This is a genomic window from Arthrobacter echini, assembly GCF_008107445.1.
Taxonomy (GTDB): domain Bacteria; phylum Actinomycetota; class Actinomycetes; order Actinomycetales; family Micrococcaceae; genus Arthrobacter_D; species Arthrobacter_D echini_A.
Genome location: NZ_VSLD01000001.1, coordinates 45,963 through 61,760, shown reverse-complemented (window position 1 = coordinate 61,760; position 15,798 = coordinate 45,963). Strand labels below are relative to the sequence as shown.

The 15,798-nt window shown below is 68.4% G+C and carries 13 protein-coding genes; 8 read left to right on the top strand and 5 right to left on the bottom strand.

All coding sequences use genetic code 11. The features are described 5' to 3' along the window. Positions 1-32: 32 nt before the first annotated feature. Positions 33-1,502: an APC family permease gene (locus tag FQ377_RS00260; RefSeq protein ID WP_148599267.1), complete on the top strand. Its 1,470-nt coding sequence runs from the start codon at positions 33-35 to the stop codon at positions 1,500-1,502. Between the two features lie 18 nt (positions 1,503-1,520). Further along, positions 1,521-2,357, top strand: coding sequence for a PhzF family phenazine biosynthesis protein (locus tag FQ377_RS00255; protein WP_148599266.1), 837 nt, complete (start codon positions 1,521-1,523; stop codon positions 2,355-2,357). A gap of 69 nt (positions 2,358-2,426) precedes the next feature. Here FQ377_RS00255 and FQ377_RS00250 read toward each other — a convergent pair whose 3' ends face one another. From FQ377_RS00250 to FQ377_RS00235, 4 genes are all read right to left on the bottom strand, one after another. Beyond that, positions 2,427-2,849 carry a GNAT family N-acetyltransferase gene (locus FQ377_RS00250; RefSeq protein WP_148599265.1) on the bottom strand — a complete coding sequence of 141 codons (423 nt, stop codon included), beginning with the start codon at positions 2,847-2,849 and terminating at the stop codon, positions 2,427-2,429. 28 nt (positions 2,850-2,877) lie between these two features. Then, a complete protein-coding gene (ybaK, locus tag FQ377_RS00245; RefSeq protein ID WP_148599264.1) occupies positions 2,878-3,372 on the bottom strand; it encodes a Cys-tRNA(Pro) deacylase in 495 nt (164 codons plus the stop codon). A 34-nt stretch (positions 3,373-3,406) separates the two neighbouring features. Then, positions 3,407-4,117, bottom strand: coding sequence for an HAD family hydrolase (locus FQ377_RS00240; RefSeq protein ID WP_148599263.1), 711 nt, complete (start codon positions 4,115-4,117; stop codon positions 3,407-3,409). A gap of 105 nt (positions 4,118-4,222) precedes the next feature. Beyond that, positions 4,223-5,437 carry a class I SAM-dependent methyltransferase gene (locus FQ377_RS00235; protein WP_148599262.1) on the bottom strand — a complete coding sequence of 405 codons (1,215 nt, stop codon included), beginning with the start codon at positions 5,435-5,437 and terminating at the stop codon, positions 4,223-4,225. 261 nt (positions 5,438-5,698) lie between these two features. Here FQ377_RS00235 and groES point away from each other — a divergent pair, with 261 nt between their 5' ends. Further along, positions 5,699-5,995, top strand: a complete 297-nt coding sequence (groES, locus tag FQ377_RS00230; protein WP_148599261.1) for a co-chaperone GroES — start codon at positions 5,699-5,701, stop codon at positions 5,993-5,995. A gap of 72 nt (positions 5,996-6,067) precedes the next feature. Further along, positions 6,068-7,681: a chaperonin GroEL gene (gene groL, locus FQ377_RS00225; protein ID WP_148599260.1), complete on the top strand. Its 1,614-nt coding sequence runs from the start codon at positions 6,068-6,070 to the stop codon at positions 7,679-7,681. Positions 7,682-8,628: 947 nt separating this feature from the next. On the opposite strand, the gene FQ377_RS00220 is transcribed toward groL, so the two are convergent. Then, positions 8,629-10,263: a ribonuclease J gene (locus FQ377_RS00220; RefSeq protein WP_148599259.1), complete on the bottom strand. Its 1,635-nt coding sequence runs from the start codon at positions 10,261-10,263 to the stop codon at positions 8,629-8,631. Between the two features lie 314 nt (positions 10,264-10,577). Here FQ377_RS00220 and guaB point away from each other — a divergent pair, with 314 nt between their 5' ends. The 4 genes from guaB to FQ377_RS00200 are packed head-to-tail and all read left to right on the top strand — an operon-like array spanning position 10,578 to position 15,793. Next, positions 10,578-12,173, top strand: coding sequence for an IMP dehydrogenase (gene guaB / locus FQ377_RS00215; RefSeq protein ID WP_395858449.1), 1,596 nt, complete (start codon positions 10,578-10,580; stop codon positions 12,171-12,173). A 39-nt stretch (positions 12,174-12,212) separates the two neighbouring features. After that, positions 12,213-14,042: an ABC transporter ATP-binding protein gene (locus FQ377_RS00210; protein WP_148599257.1), complete on the top strand. Its 1,830-nt coding sequence runs from the start codon at positions 12,213-12,215 to the stop codon at positions 14,040-14,042. Positions 14,043-14,088: 46 nt separating this feature from the next. Then, positions 14,089-15,228 carry a GuaB3 family IMP dehydrogenase-related protein gene (locus FQ377_RS00205; RefSeq protein ID WP_148599256.1) on the top strand — a complete coding sequence of 380 codons (1,140 nt, stop codon included), beginning with the start codon at positions 14,089-14,091 and terminating at the stop codon, positions 15,226-15,228. Positions 15,229-15,286: 58 nt separating this feature from the next. Beyond that, positions 15,287-15,793 (top strand): PTS sugar transporter subunit IIA, encoded by a 507-nt coding sequence (locus FQ377_RS00200; protein WP_262364258.1) that lies wholly within the window; start codon positions 15,287-15,289, stop codon positions 15,791-15,793. Positions 15,794-15,798 lie beyond the last annotated feature (5 nt).

Sequence of the window (15,798 nt, the reverse complement as noted above, 5' to 3'; positions counted from 1 at the left end):
AGTGTGGTGGAAAACGTAGGGGAGGGGCGAGCATGAGTACTTCTGCCGACCGGGCATCCGAATCACCGGCCGCCACCGGTGAACCGGAGCTGAAACGGGTCCTCGGACCGAAGCTGCTGCTGCTGTTCATCGTGGGAGACATCCTCGGTGCCGGGGTGTACGCGGTGACCGGGACCATGGCCGGAACGGTCGGGGGGATCGTCTGGCTCCCGTTCCTGCTCGCGTTCATCGTGGCGACCATGACCGCCCTGTCCTATCTGGAACTCGTCACGCAGTACCCGCAGGCCGCCGGCGCGGCGCTGTACACGCACAAGGCCTTCGGCATCCACTTCGTCACGTTCCTCGTGGCCTTCGCCGTGGTCTGCTCGGGGATCACCAGTGCGTCCACGTCGGCGAACGTCCTTGCCCAGAACTTCTTCGGTGGGCTCGAGGTGAACGGCTGGATGGAGGTGCCCGGGCAGGGCGTGATCACCCTCGTGGCGCTGGGCTTCATGCTGCTGCTCGCCGTCGTCAATCTGCGCGGCGTCGGGGAGAGCGTCAAGTTCAACGTGGTGCTGACCCTGGTGGAGATGACGGCGCTGTGCATCGTGATCGGCGTCGGCTTCTACGCGATGGCGCAGGGCAACGGGAACGTCGGCGAAGTCTTCGTGTTCTCGGATCTGCAGGACAAGGGACTGTTCCTCGCGGTGACCGCGGCGACCTCCATCGCCTTCTTCGCGATGGTCGGGTTCGAGGACTCCGTGAACATGGTGGAGGAGACCAAGAACCCCGAGCGGATCTTCCCGCGCACCATGCTGACAGGCCTCGGGATCGCCGTCGTGTTCTACATGCTGGTCGCCATCTCCGTGGTCACGGTGCTGAGCCCCACCGAGCTGGAGGGGATCCGTGCCTCCGAGGGCGCCGCCCTGCTCGAGGTGGTGCAGAAGGGCTCCCCGGGTTTCCCGATCGAGAAGATCTTCCCGTTCCTGGCGGTCTTCGCCGTGGCCAACACCGCCCTGATCAACATGCTCATGGCGAGCCGGCTGATCTACGGGATGGCGCGCCAGGGCATCCTGCCCCGTCCGCTCGGCAAGGTCCTGCCGGTGCGGCTGACGCCCTGGGCCGGCATCGCCTTCTCCACCGTCCTCGCCCTCGCCCTGATCGTCTACGTCACGAGCGACCCGGAGAGCAATATCGTGGCCAATCTCTCGGGCACCACAGCCTTCCTCCTGCTGTGCGTCTTCACGGTGGTGAACATCGCCTGCGTGGTGCTGCGGGGAAAGCGTGACCCGAACAGGAAGGTGTTCTTCACCTCCCCCGGACCCATGCCGATCGTCGCCGCGGTCCTGTGTGCTTTCCTCGCCGGGCCCTGGGTGGGACGCGACGTCATCCAGTACCAGATAGCCGGTGGACTCATGGTCATCGGCGTGGTGCTCTGGGCCATCACCTGGCTCATCAACCGGAGCACCAGCACCCGGCCCGGAGACCCGGCGCTGGTGGAGAGCTCCGGGCCGGACGACTGACGCCGGTAGCATCACCGCATGGAGATCCTCCGCTACGCCGCGTTCACCGACAGGCCCGACGGCGGCAACCCCGCCGGGATCGTCCTCGATGCCGGAGCGCTCACGTCGGAGCGGATGCAGGTCATCGCCGCCGATCTGGGCTATGCGGAGAGCGCGTTCATCACGGCGCGGAGTCCCGGCCACGCCACGGTCCGCTACTTCGCGCCCGAGGCCGAGATCCCGTTCTGCGGGCACGCGACCATCGCGACCGGCGTCGCGCTCGCCGAGCGGGAGGGGCCGGGAGACCTGATCCTGTCCACACCCGTGGGGCAGCTGGAACTCAGGACGGAGCAGACCGGTCAGGGTCTCGTCGCCTCTCTCGTCACGGTGGAACCGTGGGTCGGGGTGATCGACGACGCCGTCCGGACCGATCTCCTCCGGCAGTTGCGACTGGACGAGGCCGATCTCTGCGCCGACCTGCCGGTGATGCTCGCCTTCGCCGGCAACATCCACCCCATCGTGCCCGTGCGCAGCGCCGCCGTGCTCCATGCCCTCGACTACGACTACGCCGGGCTGAAGTCTTTCATGGCCACCCACGGCTGGGGCGCCACGGTCGCCGTCGTCCACCGGCTCGCGCCCGACGTCTTCGAGGCCCGCAATCCGTTCCCGCCCGGAGGCGTGCGCGAGGACCCGGCAACCGGATCCGCTGCGGCGGCGCTCGGAGCGTATCTCCGGGAACGCGGTGAGCTCGCACCGCCCGCCGTGCTGACGGTGCACCAGGGGTTCGACGTCGGTCGCCCCTCCGTGATCACCGTGGCGATCCCCGGAGCCGGTGGGCTCACCGTCTCGGGCGGGGCCGTGCGGATGGACGCCTGACCCGTTCTTCGGGTGCCCCTGGGTCCTGGATGTCCCTGGGCGGTTGGCGCGCGGCATCCGCGGGGACGGTCAGGGTCGGTAGCCGAAGGCTGCCAGTCCCAGCTCCGGGTGTGCACTGAAACCCAGCGACCGGTAGAACGGGTGGGACAGGGCGGCGTCGGGCGTGGTCCCGGCATCGGTGCTCAGGGCGATGAACATGCAGTGGCGGTAGCGCTGCTGCACGTGGAGCACCAGCGCCCGGCCCACACCGCGCCGCCGTGCGTCGGGGTGCACGAGGATGTCCTGGAGATAGCAGATGGACTCGTCGTCTGAGACGGTCCGGGCCAGTCCGAGCAGCGAGCCGTCGTCGTCGCGCACCGTCAGTACCAGGTGCGATCCGGCCAGGCTGCGCTGCAGGCGGTCCGGGTCGCGTGTGTAGACGGTCCAGCCGACCGCGTCGTAGAGCGCGAGCGCTTCGGCCTGCCGTGGGAGGGCGCCTTCGGTGAGTTCCACGCACGTCACCCTATCGCGGGAGCACGCGCTACGGTCCGGCGATCGCCGCGACCCGCGCACCGGTGACGGCGACCAGATCCGTCGGCGCGAGCTCGATGTCCAGGCCGCGCCGCCCGCCCGAGACGAAGACCGTCGCGTGATCGAGAACGGATGCGTCGACGACGACGGGGGAGTGCTGCCGTTGTCCGATCGGTGAGATCCCACCGAGCACGTACCCGGTCCGACGCCGTGCTGTCTCCGGGTCTGCCATCGACGCCTTCCGCCCGCCGAGCGCGGCGGCGAGCGCCTTCAGCTCGAGCGACCCGCTGACGGGCACGACGGCGCATACGAGCGCGCCGTCAACGCTCGTCATCAGGGTCTTGAAGACACGGGCGGGTTCGACGCCGAGCGCCGCGGCGGCCTCGAGCCCGTACGACGGCGCCCCGTCCTCGTGCGTGTACGGCCGAACGGTGAACGGGATCCGCGCTGCCGTCAGCGCGGTGAGAGCCGGCGTGCCGCCCGGTCCCGGCTGCTTCCCGCCCATCCCGTCCTCCGGTCTCAGCCGAGGTGGCGGAAGGTCACGACGCTCCGCCCGACGCCATCAGGGCGTGGAGGGGGCCGTCGTCGAACGCATCCAGCAGTGCCCGGATGTCCCTGTACACCAGGGTGGCGCCGGCGTCCCGGAGTTCGGCCTCGCCGGTTCCGCCGGAGGCGAGGGCGATCGTGGGGATCCCCAGCTCGGAGGCGGCGATGACGTCCCAGACCGCATCTCCGACGAAGACGACATTCGCGGCCTCCAGGCCGCCGGCGTCGAGCGCTGCCTGCAGGATATCGGGGGAGGGTTTGCTGTTCCCGGCGTCGTCGGTGGTGGTCGCCGCGGTGATGGCGTCGTCCGCGTCGATGACGGCGCGGTTCGCATCGACGTCGTCCTGCGAGGCCGAGGAGGCGAGGACGACCACCAGGCCGTCGTCCGCGCAGCGGCGCACCAGCTCGGCAGCTCCGTCGAAGGCGCGCAGGGAGGGCCAGAACGAGGAGAAGATGGCGCCGTGGGTGGAGTCGATCTCGATGTCCTGGTCGGCATCGCGACCCTCGCCGAGCAGATGGGCGACGAGCTTGTCCCCGCCCATGCCGATGGCCCGGTGGATCCCGGACATGGGGACGTCGTGTCCGAAGCGGCGGAAGGCCTGCCACCACGCGATGGTGTGCAGGTAGTTGGAATCGACGAGCGTGCCGTCGACGTCGAAGAGGACGCCGCGGCGCACCTCACTGCTTCTCGTGTCGTCCGCCATGGACCTGCCTTCCGTCGGGTGGGATGACCTCCCAGTCTAGGAAACCTTACGCACCGGGCGCACACGCGCCGCCCGGGTTGCGGGTTCGGCGGCCGTGTGGCCCGCTCATCCGGAAGGAACGGGCTCGACCACGATCGCGAGGCGTTCGTCGCCCGCCCGGGTCAGCACGAGCGTCGCCTTCCTGCGGCCCTTGCCCGACCCCGCGAGTAGCTTCTCTCGTACCTCCTCCGGAGTGACGGCGATCCCGCGCTTCTTGATGTCGAGGACCCCGATCCCCTCCGCGCGGACCCACGCCTTCAGGGCCTTCATATTGAAGGGGCGTACCTCGAGGATCTTGTAGGCGCGGGCGAACGGGGTGTCGATGTGCGAGGGCGCGCAGATGTACGCGATCATCGGATCGAGCAGATGCCCTCCGAGCTGCGCCGCGAGGTCGGCAACGAGTTCGGCACGGATGACGGCGCCGTCGGGTTCGTAGAGATAGTCCTCCGGCGCCCCGATCGCCGCCGTCGGACCGGCTCCGAAGTCCGCGGCCGATGTCAGCTCCGCAGCGTTCCGCGCCCCCAGGACCAGGGCTGCCCGGCGGACGCCGTCCCGCCGGAGGGCGTTGAACCACAGGGCCACCTCGGTGACGGCGCCATCCACCGAGACCCACTGTGCCTCGCAGTCCGCGGGGATCGCGTCGTGCGGCATTCCCGGGCCCATCTTCACGCCCACGGGCTTGCCCGTCGCGGCGAGGTCCTGCACGAAGGACAGGGGCGGCGAGAAGGCCTCCGGATCGAAGAGCCGGGAGGTGCCCGACGTCGTCGTGGTCCGCCGCGCCGGATCCAGCCACACGCCGTCGTACTCCGCGGTGTCCACCGCGGCGGCGTCGGCGTTGACCACGCGCGCGTTGGGGAAGGGCAGCAGATTCATGGTCGCGGCGGCGGCGGTCGTCTCATCCAGTTCGACGGCGGTGACCTCACGGTCGAGCGTGGCCAGGGCCATGCTGTCCGCGCCGAGGCCGCACCCCAGATCCGCGATCCGCAGAAGGCCGGCGTCGACGAAGCGGCGCGCGTGGCGGGCGGTGACGACGAGGCGAGTGGCCTGCTCCAGGCCTGCCTCCGTGAACACCATCCGCTCCGCGAACGGCCCGAACTTGGCCGTGGCCCGCGCCCGTAGCCGCGACTGGGTGAGGGCTGCGGCCACGGCCAGCGGCGCGTGGCCGGCCTTGCGGAGCTGGGCGGTGAGCCTCATGCTGTCCGCCTCGTCGTACGGCCCGAGCGAATTCAGCAGCTCCCAGCCCTCGGGGGTGAGGATGTCCGCGATGTTCTCCGTTGCCATCCGGTCAGCCTAGGGGACGCAGCTGTTGCTCCCGGCGTCCGCCCGCCGACCGGCCGCTGTCATCGGCCGCCCGCCGGCGTCGTCGTCTACTGGCTGGCACTCACCTTGACCGAGTGCCAGCCGTTGCATACAGTCGGAGTTGGCACTCGCTCCTTGTGGGTGCCAGCCTGCGAGGGCAGCGTTCACCGGCACCGCGACGACGGTACACGCCCAGCCCGAAGGCCTTTACTCCATTGGAATCGAACGCAAAGGAGAGCCCGAGTGTCGGTCTCTATCAAGCCCCTTGAGGATCGCATTGTGGTCCGCCCCCTCGAAGCCGAGCAGACCACTGCTTCCGGCCTCGTCATCCCGGACACGGCCAAGGAGAAGCCCCAGGAGGGCGAGGTCGTAGCCGTCGGACCGGGTCGTATCGACGACAACGGCAACCGCGTTCCCATCGACGTGTCCGAGGGCGACGTCGTCATCTACTCGAAGTACGGCGGAACCGAGGTCAAGAACGGCGGCCAGGAGTACCTCGTGCTCTCCGCCCGCGACGTCCTCGCCATCGTCGTCAAGTAGTAGCCCCTGAGAAGAGCCCCGGTCGCACTGGCCGGGGTTTTTCTTGCTGCACAAGCCTGAAAGGAACCAACAATGGCAAAGCAGTTGGAATTCAACGACGCCGCCCGCCGTGCCCTCGAGGCCGGCGTGGACAAGCTCGCCGACACCGTCAAGGTGACGCTGGGCCCGCGTGGACGCAATGTCGTGCTCGACAAGAAGTGGGGCGCCCCCACCATCACGAACGACGGCGTCACGATCGCCCGCGAGGTCGAGCTCGACGACCCGTACGAGAACCTCGGCGCACAGCTGGCCAAGGAAGTTGCCACCAAGACGAACGACGTCGCCGGTGACGGCACCACCACCGCGACCGTCCTGGCGCAGGCACTCGTCAAGGAGGGCCTGCGCAACGTGGCCGCCGGCGCTGCACCCGGACAGCTCAAGCACGGTATCGAGGTGTCGGTCGAGGCCGTCGCCAAGCGCCTGCTGGAGAACGCCCGCGAGGTCGTCGGTCAGCAGACCGCCAACGTCGCGTCGATCTCCGCCCAGAGCACCGAAGTGGGAGACCTCCTCGCGGAGGCCTTCGAGAAGGTCGGCAAGGATGGTGTGATCACCATCGAGGAGTCCTCCACCACGCAGACCGAACTGGTTCTCACCGAGGGCATGCAGTTCGACAAGGGCTACCTCTCGCCGTACTTCGTGACTGACGCCGAGCGCCAGGAAGCCGTCCTCGAGGACGCGCTCATCCTCATCAACTCCGGCAAGATCTCCTCGCTGCAGGAGTTCCTGCCGCTGCTCGAGAAGGCCCTGCAGGCCGGCAAGCCGCTGTTCATCATCGCCGAGGACATCGAGGGCGAAGCGCTGTCCACCCTCGTTGTCAACAAGATCCGCGGCACCCTGAACGTGGTCGCCGTCAAGGCTCCGGGCTTCGGTGACCGCCGCAAGGCCATGATGCAGGACATCGCCACGCTGACGGGTGCGCAGGTCGTCTCGCCCGATCTCGGTCTGAAGCTGGACCAGGTGGGCCTCGAGGTGCTGGGTTCGGCTCGCCGCATCACCGTCACCAAGGACGCCACCACGATCGTGGACGGCACGGGCAGCGAGTCCGACGTCGCCGACCGCGTGGCGCAGATCCGCGCCGAGGTGGAGCGCACCGATTCCGACTGGGATCGCGAGAAGCTCCAGGAGCGCCTGGCGAAGCTCGCCGGCGGTATCGGCGTCATCAAGGTCGGCGCTGCCACCGAGGTGGAGCTCAAGGAGAAGAAGCACCGCATCGAGGACGCCGTGTCCTCCACGCGCGCAGCACTCGAAGAGGGCATCGTGGCGGGTGGCGGTTCCGCGCTCGTCCATGCAGGCAAGGCGCTGGACACGGACCCCGACGTCCTGGCACTCGAGGGCGACGCCGCGACGGCCATCGGTCTCGTGCGTCGTGCCCTCGCCCAGCCGCTGCGCTGGATCGCCGAGAACGCCGGGCACGAGGGCTACGTCGTCGTTTCCCGCGTCTCCGATCTCGAGGTGGGTCACGGCTTCAACGCCGCGACCGGCGAGTACGAGAACCTCGTGGATTCCGGCATCATCGACCCGGTGAAGGTGACGCGCTCCGCTCTGCGCAACGCAGCCTCCATCGCGGCACTGGTGCTCACCACGGAAACCCTCGTGGTGGAGAAGCCCGAGGAGTCCGACGCCGAAGGCCACGGCCACTCGCACTAGGACGCCAGGGCTCGTCCCGCGTAACTGAATGCAGCAGCACCCCGGTTCTCTGGAGCCGGGGTGCTGCTGTGTTCGGGGGTGTGGGGAGGAGCGTGCAGGGTAGGGGGTGCGTGCGCGCTGGACGTTTGCGGTCGTTCCCGCTGGTCGGAGCTGACCAGTGGGCAGCGCCGGTCGTCCCCACTGGTCGCAGGTGGATAGTGGGGAGGTTGCGCGTCCAAGGCAGGGGTTCGTCGTCGTTCCCGCTGGTCGCGGGCGGATCGTGGGGAGGGAGCCCGCTCAGGGTGGGGTTTCGCCGGTCGTTCCCGTTGTTCGGCGCTGACCAGTGGGAAGCGGTGGTCGTTCCCACTGGTCGCAGCTGAATGTCGGGAAGGAGCGCGCTCAAGGCAGGGGCTCGCCGTCGTTCCCACTGCTCGCAGGTCGACAGTGGGGCGGTAACGCGTCCAAGGCAGGGGCTCGCCGTCGTTCCCGCTGGTCGCGGGTGGATGGTGGGGAGGGAGCGCGTGCACGGTGGGGTTTCGCCGGTCGTTCCCGTTGTTCGGCGCTGACCAGTGGGCAGGACGAATCATCCCCTCTGCAGGGGCCCGGTCAGTGGGATCAAGCGTTCTGGCCGCCGAGCGTGCTCACGCTCGGGCGCAGAGCATGCGATGTCGAGCTCCTTGTATGCCAGGAGGAGACTCGGGGCCGGAGATCCGTTCGATCCCCCTCATGGTGCCTGACCAGGGGGATGGAGGCGCTGATTGAAGTGGGCGGACCCTTGGATCCCACCTGCGGACAATGGGATGTGGGAAAGGGGACTCGCTCCCACGGGAGCTCCCCGAAGAGTGGGATCGATGACCCGGCCCGACAGCAGCGCTCGCAGGACGGATCCGGACAGCAGGACCCGCACGACGAAGCTCCGGCAACCTCACGGGTGCCGGAGCTTCGTGTTACGCGGAAACGCTGGGGAATCAGGCGTCGACGACGATCGCCGTCACCACGGGCTGCCGGTTGTAGAAGCGGCGCATCCAGTTGGACGTGGCCCGCTCGATGATCTCCTCCGGATCCTGCTTGCGGCCACCCTGACGGTTCGACGCGGCGTCGCGCAGCGCCTTCTCGACGGCGGCGCCGGCCTTGTCCAGATCCTCGTTGGAGCAGGAGAAGCCCTTCGTGAAGAACTCGGGGGCCTCGACCATGTCCCCGTTGTCGGGATCGATGATCGCCAGGACGGTGACCACACCCTCCTCCGCCAGGCGGCGGCGCTCGCGCAGGTCCTCCTCCGTGATGCCACCCACGCTGTCGCCGTCCACGAACACGAGGCCGGCGTCCACCTTGCCCGAGAGCGTGGCACGCCCGCGGGCGAGATCCACGGTCACGCCGTCCTGGGCGATGACCACGTTGCGGGGATCGACGCCGGTGGAGACGGCGATCTCCGAATTGGCGCGCAGGTGACGCCACTCGCCGTGCACGGGCATGACGTTGCGCGGCTTGACGATGTTGTAGCAGTAGGCGAGTTCGCCCGCGCTGGCGTGCCCGGAGACATGCACCTTCGCGTTGCCCTTGTGCACCACGTTCGCGCCGATCTCGGTGAGCGCGTTGATGATCCCGTAGATGGCGTTCTCGTTGCCTGGGATCAGCGAGCTGGCCAGCAGCACCGTGTCGCCCTCGCTGATGCGGATGGCGTGGTCCTTGTTCGCCATGCGGGACAGGGCCGCCATCGGCTCACCCTGCGAGCCGGTGCAGATCAGGACCACCTTGTGGTCGTCGCTGCGCTCGAGCTTCCTGAAATCGACGAGCAGCCCCTGCGGGATGTTCAGGTACCCGAGGTCTGCCGCGATGGTCATGTTGCGCACCATCGAGCGGCCCACGAAGGCCACCTTGCGCTTGTGCCGGTGCGCGGTGTCGATGATCTGCTGGATGCGGTGGATGTGGCTCGCGAAGCTGGAGACGATGATGCGGCGCGGGGCCGTACGGAACACGGCGTCGATGGCGGGCGCCAGGTCCTTCTCGGAGGTGGTGAAGCCCGGCACATCGGCGTTGGTGGAGTCCGTGAGGAACAGGTCCACGCCCTCAGCACCCAGGCGGGCGAAGGCCCCGAGGTCCGTGATGCGGCGGTCGAGCGGGAACTGGTCCATCTTGAAGTCGCCCGTGTGCAGCACCATGCCGGCCGCGGTGCGGATGGCGACGGCGAGGCTGTCGGGGATGGAGTGGTTGACGGCGACGAACTCCAGGTCGAAGCCCTCGATGGTGCGGCGGTCGCCCTCCTTGACCTGGATGGTCTTCGGAGTGATGCGGTGTTCCTTGAGCTTCGCCTCGATGAACGCGAGTGTGAGTCGCGATCCGATCAGGGGGATGTCGGCGCGTTCCTTCAGCAGGTAGGGGATACCTCCGATGTGGTCCTCGTGCCCGTGGGTAAGGACCACCGCGACGACGTCGTCGAGACGCTCGCGGATGTAGGAGAAGTCGGGAAGGATGACATTGATCCCCGGCTGGTGGTCCTCGGGGAACAGGACACCGCAGTCGACGATCAGCAGCTTGCCGTCGAACTCGAAGACGGTCATGTTTCTGCCGATCTCACCGATCCCACCGAGTGCGACGATGCGCATGGCTCCCTTGGCCAGTTCCCGTGGTGCTTTCAGTGCAGCAGGTCGTTTATTCACAGATCAGCATTCCCTCGTTGATGAGCCGAAGCGGGTCAGGGGGCTCATCGACGTTGTGTCGTCGAGGCCGGCAGACCCGGCGATCGGACTCAGATGGTCCCGGGTATCCGCCGGGAGATACTCCTCTCAAGAGTACGTGCTTCCGCCGGGAACCGCCGGATCGGCGGCCCGCGGCGGGAACGGGCCGGGCCGGAGGGGCGACGGCCCAGGGCAGGAACCGGCCGGAAATAGGGTGGCTTCGCAGAGCGTTCTAGACTGATATGGCCGCAGGCGTAGCTCGCCGCAGGCCCCACCCACCCAGATCGGGCAACACCGAAAGAGGCGTATCAGTGAGCCAGCAGTCCGGCCAGAACGAGACCCACGACCCTTTCGGATTCATCGGCCTGACCTACGACGATGTCCTTCTGCTCCCCGGTCACACCGACGTCATCCCGTCGGAGGCCGATACGTCCTCGCGCATCTCCCGGCGCATCACGGTCAGGACCCCCCTGCTCTCCTCGGCGATGGACACCGTGACCGAGTCCCGCATGGCTGTTGCCATGGCCCGGCAGGGCGGCCTCGGCGTCATCCACCGCAATCTCTCCATCCAGGACCAGGCCGACCAGGTGGACCGGGTGAAGCGCAGCGAGTCCGGGATGATCTCCAACCCCCTCACCATCGGGCCCGACGCCACGCTCCAGGAACTCGACGCGCTGTGCGGGCACTACCGTGTCTCCGGCCTCCCGGTGGTCGACGACTCCGGGCGGCTCCTCGGCATCGTGACCAACCGCGACACGCGCTTCGTCCTCGAGCGTGACTTCCCCCGTACCCTCGTGCACACCGTGATGACCAAGATGCCGCTGGTCACCGGGCGCGTGGGCATCAGCGGCGACGACGCGATCGGCCTCCTCGCGACGAACAAGATCGAGAAGCTGCCCCTGGTCGACGGCGAGGGCGTGCTCCGCGGCCTCATCACCGTGAAGGACTTCACGAAGGCCGAGCAGTACCCGCTGTCCACGAAGGACGACGACGGACGCCTCCGCGTCGGTGCCGCCATCGGCTTCTTCGGTGACGGCTGGGAGCGCGCCATGGCGCTGGTGGACGCCGGCGTCGACGCCCTCTTCGTCGACACGGCGAACGGCCACAGTGCCGGTGTCCTCGAGATGATCGCGAAGCTCAAGGCCGAGACGTCGGTGGCGCACGTCGACATCATCGGTGGGCAGGCCGCCACCCGCGAGGGCGCGCAGGCCCTGATCGACGCCGGTGCCGACGGCATCAAGGTGGGCGTGGGACCCGGGTCCATCTGCACCACGCGCGTCGTGGCCGGTGTCGGTGTTCCCCAGGTCACCGCCATCTACGAATCCGCGAAGGCGGCCATTCCTGCGGGCGTCCCGGTGATCGCCGATGGCGGCCTGCAGTACTCGGGCGATATCGGCAAGGCCCTCGTGGCCGGCGCGGACACCGTGATGCTCGGTTCGCTCCTCGCCGGATCCGCCGAGGCCCCGGGCGAGCTGATCTTCGTCAACGGGAAGCAGTTCAAGGCCTACCGCGGCATGGGCTCGCTGGGGGCCATGCAGACGCGCGGCAAGAACACCTCGTACTCGAAGGACCGCTACTTCCAGGCCGACGTCACCGGGGACGACAAGCTGATCCCCGAGGGGATCGAGGGTCGCGTGGCCTACCGCGGGCCGCTGGCATCGGTGGCCCACCAGCTCGTCGGGGGTCTGCGCCAGACCATGTTCTACACCGGCGCGCGCACCATCGCCGAACTGAAGGCCAAGGGCAAGTTCGTCCGCATCACCTCGGCAGGGCTGAAGGAATCCCATCCGCACGACATCCAGATGACGGTGGAGGCACCCAACTACGGCTCCAACTAAGCACTCCCGGTCCGCCCTCCCCGACAAGGGAGGTGCGTCATGACCGGTCTGCCGCAACCCGAGGCGACCGCGCGCCGCAGGATCCGCCTGCGCCCGTACGCACACGCCGTCGGGCAGGTCCTGGCCGTGAGCGCCAAGGCGTCGCCGGGCGCCGTCGCCATGAAGATCGGCGGCTCCCTCATCTCCGCGGTGCTGCCGCTCGTGACCACCTACTTCGCGGCCCTCACGACGACGGCGCTCGCCGACGCCTACGCGGGTGCGGCCGACGCCGGTCGGTCGGCCCTCGTCTACGTGGTCATCACGGTGGTCCTCGGGCTCCTGTGGGGAGCCTTCACGAGCGTGGACCGCTACATCCAGCAGGTCCTGAGCTTCCGCGTCGGGGCGATCGTGGGTGACCGCATGTACGAGCGTTTCCTCGCGCTGGAGTTCTGGCGCTACGACGACAAGGAGACGGTGGATCTCTACGACCGAGCGCGGCGCTTCTCCGACTCCTACGCCCGCGTCCTGGACCGGATCGCCGCGATCTTCACGCAGTTGGTGTCCGTGGTCCTCGCGATCGGCGCGCTGCTCCTGGTCAGCTGGTGGATCGCGCTGATCGTCCTCGTGGCGATCATCCCGAGCGTCTACCTGCAGTTCCGGCTCTCGCGTGAGCAGATCGCGCACTGGAACACACAGATCGACTCCAGGAGGCAGCGGCGCATGATCGAGACGAATCTCATGAAGCCGCAGAACATCGCGGAAATGCGCCTCTACGGGATCATTCGCTACCTCATGGGCCTGCGCTCCACCCTGCGCGACGTGGACGAGAAGCGCCGGCTCGACTTCCAGAAGCGCTACATCCCCCGGCAGCTCCTGGCCGATGCCCTGCAGTACGGCGCCCAGCTGCTGGCCCTCGTCTGGGTGGTGGTCCAGATCATCGCACGGGCACAACCCGTGGGCCAGTTCCTCTACGTCCAGCAGATCGTCAGCCGGGCGCTGACCACGGCCAACAGCCTCGTCTCGTCGCTGAGCTCCATCGACGAGGATCTGGCGAACCTGAAGGACTACGAGCAGTTCATGGAGTTCCCGCTGTCCACCACAGCCACGGGACGGCTGGACGGTCCGCCGTCCGCCGTCGAACTCCGCGACATCCACTTCACCTACACCGGCTCGGAGGCGGAGGTCCTCAAGGGCATCTCCATGTCGTTCGAGCGGGGCACGCACGTGGCGATCGTGGGCGAGAACGGCGCGGGCAAGTCGACGCTCGTCCGGGTTCTCGCCGGTCTCTACCAGCCGAGCGAGGGGGCGGTCCTGCTCGACGGGCGCGATCTGCGCGGGATCCGCATCGACGACTGGCACGAGCATCTCGCCGTGATGTCGCAGGACTTCCTGCGCTACGAGTTCGCCACCGCGGCGAACAACATCTACTTCGGGGACGTGCACGGCCCGCGCGACGACGAGCGCGTCCGCCGCGCCGCCGAGGACGCCGAGGCAGCCGATTTCATCGGGAAGCTGCCCAACGGGTTCGAGAACTACGTCAGCAACTGGATGGAGGATCCGCGCGGGCGGAAGGGCAGCGGCCTGTCCGGCGGGCAGTGGCAACGGCTCGCGATGGCACGCAACTTCTACCGGGACGCGCCCTTCATCGTCATGGACGAGCCCACCTCGGCGATCGACGCACTCGCCGAGCACCGCATCTTCTCGCAGCTCTTCGCCGACCGTTCCCGGACCATCATCGCCATCAGCCACCGGCTCGCCACCATCGAGAAGGCCGACGTCGTGTACATGCTGGAGGACGGCCGGATCGTCGAGTCCGGTACCCACCGCAAGCTCGTGGCGCTGCGGGGCCGGTACTACCGCATGTTCGAGAGCCAGCTGCCGGAGGCCTGAACCCGCTCCGCCCGTCCGGCGACCCGCGCTGGGCTAATCTGGAGCAGTGACTTACGAGATCGAGATCGGCCGGGCCAAGCGTGGACGCAGGGCATATTCGCTGGACGACGTGGCGGTGGTCCCGTCCCGGCGGACCCGTGATCCGCTCGACGTGTCCGTGTCCTGGCAGATCGACGCCTACCAGTTCGAGATGCCCGTGATCGCGGCGCCCATGGACTCGGTGATGTCACCCGCCACCGCGATCGCCATGGGCAGGCTCGGGGGTCTGGGCGTGCTGAATCTCGAGGGCCTGTGGACGCGCTACGACGATCCGCAGTCCGTGCTCGACGAGATCGCCGGGCTGAGCACCGAGAACTTCAGCCCCGCCGCCACGCGGCGCCTGCAGGAGATCTACGAGGCCCCCATCCGGGCAGATCTCATCACCAGCCGGCTCGCCGAGATCCGCGAGGCCGGAGTGACGGTGGCGGGCTCACTCACCCCGCAGCGCACCCAGCAGTTCTACAGGACGGTCCTCGCCGCCGGCGTGGACATCTTCGTGATCCGCGGCACCACGGTCTCCGCGGAGCACGTGTCCAAGAACGAGGAGCCGCTGGACCTGAAGAAGTTCATCTACGAACTCGACGTCCCCGTGATCGTCGGGGGAGCCGCGGGCTACACGCCCGCACTGCATCTGATGCGCACCGGCGCCGCCGGTGTGCTCGTCGGGTTCGGGGGAGGCGCGACGACGACGACCCGCCGTGCGCTGGGCATCCACTCACCGCTCGCCTCCGCCATCGCCGACGTCGCCGGTGCACGCCGGGACTACATGGACGAGTCCGGCGGTCGGTACGTCCACGTCATCGCCGACGGCGGGATGGGCGTGAGCGGCGACATCGTCAAGGCCATCGCGATGGGCGCCGACGCCGTCATGCTCGGTTCTGCGCTGGCACGCGCCGATGAGGCGCCCGGCAGGGGCTGGCACTGGGGCCAGGAGGCACACCACGGCGAACTCCCGCGCGGGGACCGCGTGGACATCGGCACCGTGGGGCCGCTCCAGGAGGTCCTGTGGGGTCCGTCCCACCACACCGACGGCACGTCCAACCTGATCGGTGCCCTCCGGCGCGCCATGGCGACCACCGGATACTCCGACCTCAAGGAGTTCCAGCGGGTGGAAGTGGTCCTCTCGCCCTATGCCTCGGTCGACTGAGCCCGCGGAGGCTTGCGGGTACCCCCGCTAGGGTGGTGACACTGTAGCCGTCGTGATCATCGAAAGGCACACCGTGAATGAGCTGTTCCCCGATCTGTACGACGCCGAGCTCACCACCGCCGATCTCGTGATCCTGGAGATGGAGGCGTCCTCGAAGGAGGACGCCGCCACACAGCTGGCGGGTCGCCTGCACCGTGCGGGGCGCATCTCCGATCTCGACGGTTTCCTCCGGCAGGTCAACGCCCGCGAGCACCAGCTGGCCACAGGACTGCCCGGCGGAGTGGGCCTGCCGCACGCCCGCAGCGAGTACGTGACGCAGACCTCGATCGCCGTCGGCGTGACCCGCTTCGGCTACAGCATCGATTTCGGCGCCGTGGACGGACCGGCCACCCTCGTGCTGCTCATGGCCACGCCGGCGCAGTCCTTCTCGGAGCATCTGGAGGTGCTGGCCACCACGGCCCGGAGCCTGTTCAAGGAGAACTTCCGCGAGTCGCTGCGCCGGGCGCACGACGCCGAGGTGATCGCCGAACTGATCAATTCCTCGCTGGTGTTCTTCGACCACTAGTCCTG

Excerpts from the sequence above, each read along its gene's own strand:
- FQ377_RS00260 (WP_148599267.1), top strand. The coding sequence starts at position 33 with ATGAGTACTTCTGCCGACCGGGCATCCGAATCACCGGCCGCCACCGGT.
- FQ377_RS00255 (WP_148599266.1), top strand. The coding sequence starts at position 1,521 with ATGGAGATCCTCCGCTACGCCGCGTTCACCGACAGGCCCGACGGCGGC.
- ybaK (WP_148599264.1), bottom strand. The coding sequence starts at position 3,372 with ATGGGCGGGAAGCAGCCGGGACCGGGCGGCACGCCGGCTCTCACCGCG.
- FQ377_RS00240 (WP_148599263.1), bottom strand. The coding sequence starts at position 4,117 with ATGGCGGACGACACGAGAAGCAGTGAGGTGCGCCGCGGCGTCCTCTTC.
- FQ377_RS00235 (WP_148599262.1), bottom strand. The coding sequence starts at position 5,437 with ATGGCAACGGAGAACATCGCGGACATCCTCACCCCCGAGGGCTGGGAG.
- groL (WP_148599260.1), top strand. The coding sequence starts at position 6,068 with ATGGCAAAGCAGTTGGAATTCAACGACGCCGCCCGCCGTGCCCTCGAG.
- FQ377_RS00220 (WP_148599259.1), bottom strand. The coding sequence starts at position 10,263 with ATGCGCATCGTCGCACTCGGTGGGATCGGTGAGATCGGCAGAAACATG.
- guaB (WP_395858449.1), top strand. The coding sequence starts at position 10,578 with ATGGCCGCAGGCGTAGCTCGCCGCAGGCCCCACCCACCCAGATCGGGC.
- FQ377_RS00210 (WP_148599257.1), top strand. The coding sequence starts at position 12,213 with ATGACCGGTCTGCCGCAACCCGAGGCGACCGCGCGCCGCAGGATCCGC.